This window comes from Hydrogenophaga sp., from assembly GCF_022844385.1.
Classification (GTDB): domain Bacteria; phylum Pseudomonadota; class Gammaproteobacteria; order Burkholderiales; family Burkholderiaceae_C; genus Hydrogenophaga.
This window is the reverse complement of the sequence record NZ_JALHLX010000139.1, coordinates 3124-8099: the sequence shown is the minus strand read 5'-3', so window position 1 is coordinate 8099 and position 4976 is coordinate 3124. Positions and strand designations below refer to the sequence as shown.

General features: G+C 66.7%; 5 protein-coding genes and 1 pseudogene. 4 read left to right on the top strand and 2 right to left on the bottom strand.

The window, feature by feature from the left end; all coding sequences use genetic code 11:
• Positions 1–54: 54 nt before the first annotated feature.
• Together Q0C59_RS16925 and Q0C59_RS16920 are read right to left on the bottom strand one after the other, a co-directional pair.
• Positions 55–882, bottom strand: coding sequence for an NRDE family protein (locus Q0C59_RS16925; protein ID WP_291217693.1), 828 nt, complete (start codon positions 880–882; stop codon positions 55–57).
• A gap of 13 nt (positions 883–895) precedes the next feature.
• A complete protein-coding gene (locus Q0C59_RS16920) occupies positions 896–1831 on the bottom strand; it encodes a folate-binding protein YgfZ (protein ID WP_291217690.1) in 936 nt (311 codons plus the stop codon).
• A 158-nt stretch (positions 1832–1989) separates the two neighbouring features.
• Here Q0C59_RS16920 and mltG point away from each other — a divergent pair, with 158 nt between their 5' ends.
• From mltG to Q0C59_RS16900, 4 genes and pseudogenes are all read left to right on the top strand, one after another.
• A complete protein-coding gene (gene mltG / locus Q0C59_RS16915) occupies positions 1990–2997 on the top strand; it encodes an endolytic transglycosylase MltG (protein ID WP_291217695.1) in 1008 nt (335 codons plus the stop codon).
• A 22-nt stretch (positions 2998–3019) separates the two neighbouring features.
• Complete coding sequence (tmk, locus tag Q0C59_RS16910; protein WP_291217688.1) at positions 3020–3679, top strand: dTMP kinase; 660 nt, start codon at positions 3020–3022, stop codon at positions 3677–3679.
• Entirely contained in the window at positions 3676–4716 is a 1041-nt protein-coding gene (locus Q0C59_RS16905; RefSeq protein WP_291217686.1) for a DNA polymerase III subunit delta', read from the top strand. Before tmk ends, Q0C59_RS16905 begins: the two co-directional genes overlap by 4 nt.
• 96 nt (positions 4717–4812) lie before the next feature.
• A pseudogene (locus Q0C59_RS16900) lies at positions 4813–4976 on the top strand (pilus assembly protein PilZ); the annotation flags it as partial.

Below are 4976 nucleotides of genomic sequence, written 5' to 3'. Positions count from 1 at the left end.
CCGTTTGAAGAGGCCGGCATTGCGCACGTGACCATGTTCAAACGCCTTTGAGGCTCACCACACCAGGGTCTCTGTGCGCGCGTTTTCGGGCGCGAGGCGAGCCACCGGCAAGGCAGGGTCGTGCGTCCATTCGTGCACGGTCACGGCAAAGCCCTGCGTCTGGCTTCGCACACTGACCACCTGGCTGGTGCGCGTGCCGTAGGCCCGGTCGGCCATGCGCACAAAGGGGCTGGAAAGCGCTCGCTCCAGATCGGCGGGCACGCCGGTGCGCGGCAGATCCAGTTCCTGCACCATCTGGTCGTGGGTGAGGGCTTGGGACAAGGGCGACAGCCAGTCCGTTGGCGTGTGCAGCGATGTGCCAAGTGCCGCCTTGAGGTGCTGTGTCTTGGGCCATGGGGTATCCAGACTCGCGTTGGACAGACCATAGATGCCGGGACCGAGTGCGCGCTGGTGCAACACAGTTGATGCAGTGCTGTGTGGCGCCTCGGGGTCGCGGTTGCCCAGCCAGTGCCAGACACGCGCATGGAAGTCGCCCACCACCAGATTGAAGGCACCGTACTCGGCGGGTGCAATGCCGGCCGCAAACCGATCCACATCGCCATCGCTCTGCAGCCAGCGGGTGACCAGTTCGCCTCGGCTGCGCTGTGCTGGCTTCAGTTCGGACTGGCGCACATTGGTCAGCATGGCGACACGGCCATCCGGGTCCAGGCCCAGCCAGGTCCCACCATCGCGCAGGTCGCGGCCACCCACCACGTCGGTGCCATCCTCCAGCCGCCATCGGTGCAGCGGCGCGGTGGGCCGGTCAAAGAACTCGTCGCGGTTGGCTGCGATGAGCAGCGGCCGGGCCGGATCGGCGTTGAGCGCAAAAGCGATCAGGCACATGACCTGGTCCGTGTCAGATGTCGTCGAGCAAAGGGTAGGGCAGGGGCTGCAAGGTGAGCACCGCGCCGCTGGCGCTGCCGGCGTGCAGGCTGCCATCGGCTGCCGCACTGGTCTGCATGGAGACGATGGCGTCGAACCCACCAGCCGGGTGGGCGGCGGCCTGCACCACGGTTCCGCAGGGTTGTTCCGCATCGCTGCTGTGGAACACCTCCTGGCCAACCGTCAAAGGTGCGTCACTGTGCACAACATAGGCCCGCCGCTTCAGCGTGCCGCGGAACTGGCTGCGCGCCACCACCTCCTGGCCGGGGTAGCAGCCTTTCTTGAAGTTCACACCGCCGACCGACTCGTAGTTGAGCATCTGCGGCACGAAGGCCTCGAACACCGGCTGGCTGAGGGTGGCCACAGCACTCTTCACGTCCAGCCAGTTCCACAGGTCTTCGGTCATGAGGTCTCCCGCAGGTGCCGGTGTGTCGGCCGGGGCAACCCAAAGAGCCCGCACGGTGCCGTCCGCGGGGTACAGGCGCACCACGCTGGCATCACCCTCACGCAACTGCGACCACGGCGCGGCAGGCAGCGCGGCGGGCACGGCACTGCCGGCCAGGCCCAGGATGGCGAACGCATCGCTGGCATCGCTCAATTTGGCCTTGGCGCGCAACACAAACATCGACAGGCGTTTGAGTGTTGCGGGCAACAGGTCGCGGCTGCAGACCAGCAGGATCTGGTCGTGGCTGCGTTTGAAACCCACAAAGCTGGCCTGCATGCGGCCCTTGGCCGAGCAGAAGGCGGCCAGCCGCGCCTCGGACAAACCCAGCAGCGCGAAGTCGTGCGTGAGCTGGCCGTGGAGGAATTTCGCCGCCTCTTCGCCATCCACCTGGATCACCCCCAGGTGGGTCAATCGTGCGACGCCATGGTCAACCGGCGTGTCTGCGGTGGATGGAAGAGGGGTCATGGGTGATACGGAAGTGTTCATGTCGGGCGCTGCGAGGGATGCAAGGCACCGGCGGCCGAGCGAGCGGCAGGCAGCGCCTGAAGAGTGCCCGATTATCATCGGCTGCACCCTTCCGGACCGGCCGTCCGGCCCTTCACCCTGCTGAGCACATCCCCTTGCTGCGTCTTCTCAAACTCCTGTTCGTGCTGCCGCTGGTCGCCCTGCTGATCACGGCCGCCTTCGGTGTGTGGTGGGTCGACCAACCCCTGCGATTTCCCGCCCGCGTGAGCGAACAACAACCCCTGGACGTGGAAATCGCACCGGGTCAGTCGGCACGTGGCGTGGCTGAGAAGCTGTCCGCTTCGGGCGTGCAGACGCCCTGGGTCCTGCTCTACGCCTGGTTCCGCGTTTCTGGCGGCTCACGCGACATCAAGGCAGGCAGCTACGAGTTCATCCCCGGCACGACGCCGCGCACCCTGCTTTCCAAGCTCGTTCGGGGCGAGCAGGCGGTTCGCAACATCACGCTGGTGGAAGGTTGGAACCACCGTCAGGTGTTCGAACTGTTGCGCGCTTCGCCCGACCTGACACAAGACCTCGAAGGCCTGAGTTCGGCCGACATCATGGCGCTCATCGGCTACCCCGGGCGCCACCCCGAAGGCCGCTTTTTTCCCGACACCTACCGCGTGGCCAAACGCGCCACCGCGTCCAGCGTGCTGCGGCAGGCCGCACAAGCCATGGACAAGCGCGTGGCCGACGCCTGGGCGCAGCGCGACGCTGCTGTGCCCCTGCGCACACCCGAAGAAGCGCTGATCCTGGCCAGCATCATTGAAAAGGAAACCGGTCTGGAGAGCGACCGCCGGCGCATTGGCGGCGTGTTTGCCAACCGGTTGCGCATCGGCATGCGCCTGCAAACCGACCCCACCGTCATCTACGGACTGGGGGAGCGCTTCGACGGCAACCTGCGCCGCGACGATCTGCAAACCGACACGCCCTACAACACCTACACCCGAGCGGGTCTGCCTCCCACGCCGATCGCCATGCCGGGTGCGGCCTCGTTGCGCGCCGCCGTGCAGCCGGGCGAGACCAACGCCATCTACTTCGTCGCACGCGGCGACGGCTCCAGCCAGTTCAGCGCAACGCTCGAAGAGCACAATGCCGCAGTGCGACGCTACATCCTGCGTCGCTGAACCGCCGATCCTTCCCTCTTTCATGCAGACCGCCGGACTTTTCATCACTTTTGAAGGCATCGACGGCGCGGGCAAATCCACCCACATCGCCGGCCTTGCCGAGGCGTTCCGAGCGCAGGGCCGCACCGTCGAACTCACGCGCGAACCCGGTGGCACCCCGCTGGCCGAAAAGCTGCGCGAACTCGTGCTCAACGATCCCATGGATCCACTGTGCGAGGCGCTGCTGATGTTTGCCGCGCGGCGTGACCACCTTCAACAAGTGATCGAGCCCGCACTGGCGCGCGGTGAGGTGGTGCTATGCGACCGTTTCACCGACGCCACCTTTGCCTACCAGGGCGCTGGGCGCGGTTTTGATCTGGAGGTGTTGCGCCAGCTCGAACGCTGGGTGCAGGCCCTGCCCGAGCAGGGCGGGCGGTTGCGCCAGCCCGACCTCACGGTGTGGTTCGATCTGCCGCCTACTGTGGCCGCCGAACGGCTGGCTGGCGCCCGTTTGCCCGACCGTTTCGAATCCCAGCCGCTGGCGTTCTTTGAGCGTGTCGCCGCTGGTTATGGCGATCGTTTGCAGCAAGACCCGGCGCGTTTTGCCCGTGTGCCCTCAGCCCAGCCCAAAGACGCCGTGTGGCGCGATGTGCGACGAGCCTTCGAGCAACGCGGTTGGCTGCGTGCCGAGGTGGGCGCATGAGCGCAGCGCTGGCCCCGTGGCTGCAAGCCCAGCTGACTGGATTGCTGGACCAACGCGGCCACGCCTTGTTGCTCGCCGGGCCGTCCGGGCTTGGCCAATACGACCTGGCTTTGGCACTGGCACGCGCATGGTTGTGTGAGCGACCCACAGGGCAGGGCGCCTGCGGCGAATGCGGCAGTTGCCATGCCATCGACGTGCGCACCCACGCCGACCTGTGCGCGCTCATGCCCGAGGTGCTCAGTCTGGCGCTGGGCTGGCCGCTGGATGAGGGCGCACAAAAAGAGATCGACGACAAAAAGCGCAAACCCAGCAAGTTGATTCGTGTGGAAGCCGCACGCGATGCCGTGGCCTTCACCCAGACCACCCGCTCGCGTGGCAACACCAAGGTGATCCTGGTGTACCCGGCCGAGCGCATGAACATGGAGTCGGCCAACACCTTGCTCAAGACGCTGGAAGAGCCGGTGGGCGAGGTCCGTTTCATCCTGGCCAGCGAGTCGGCCCACCAGTTGCTGCCCACCATCCGCAGCCGTTGTCAGACCCACGCGATGGTCTGGCCCCAGGAGCAAGAGGCTCTGGGCTGGCTGGTCAATGAAGTGACGGCCGCCCAGACGGGGGGCAAGTCTGCTGCGCCTGCGCCCACCCCGGCCCAAGCCGCGGTCTGGCTGCAGGCGGCCGGTGGTCGCCCCGACGACGCCCTGGCCTGGGCCGCGGGTGGCTTGAACGCACAAGCCTGGTCGGGTTTGCCCAAGGCGCTGGCGCGGGGCGACTGGTCGGTGCTGGCCGACTGGCCCGCGGCCCAGCAGCTCGCCGTGTTGCAGAAGCTGTGTCACGACCTCATGGCCAAGGCCTGTGGTGCCCCCGCCCGGTTTTTCCCGGCTGCCGAGTTGCCCGCCGCGCCGCGCTGGACGGCACTGGCCGCCTGGTCACGCGAACTGATGCAGGCCGCGCGCTCGGTGGAGCACCCCTACAACGCGGGCCTCATGCAGGAAGCCTGGGCGGCGCGCACCCGCCAGGTGCTGGCGGCACAGGCTCGCTGATCTTTCCCTGGTGAGCAGGCAAGGTGCCCTTGCGCAAGCATTTGCAGTGCTGCAACAGGGCGCATATCGCAGGTGAATGCCGCTAAACTCAACCCGATGAGCACAAACCCTTCTCCCTCGGCAGCCGCAGCGCGCCCGAGCGTGATCCAGCTCTCCATCAAGGAGAAGGCTGCGCTCTACGCGGCCTACATCCCCTTGTTTGCCGACGGTGGCATCTTCATTCCCTCGTCACGCGAGTACCGGCTCGGCGACGATGTGTA

Excerpts from the sequence above, each read along its gene's own strand:
- Q0C59_RS16925 (WP_291217693.1), bottom strand. The coding sequence starts at position 882 with ATGTGCCTGATCGCTTTTGCGCTCAACGCCGATCCGGCCCGGCCGCTG.
- tmk (WP_291217688.1), top strand. The coding sequence starts at position 3,020 with ATGCAGACCGCCGGACTTTTCATCACTTTTGAAGGCATCGACGGCGCG.
- Q0C59_RS16905 (WP_291217686.1), top strand. The coding sequence starts at position 3,676 with ATGAGCGCAGCGCTGGCCCCGTGGCTGCAAGCCCAGCTGACTGGATTG.
- Q0C59_RS16920 (WP_291217690.1), bottom strand. The coding sequence starts at position 1,831 with ATGACCCCTCTTCCATCCACCGCAGACACGCCGGTTGACCATGGCGTC.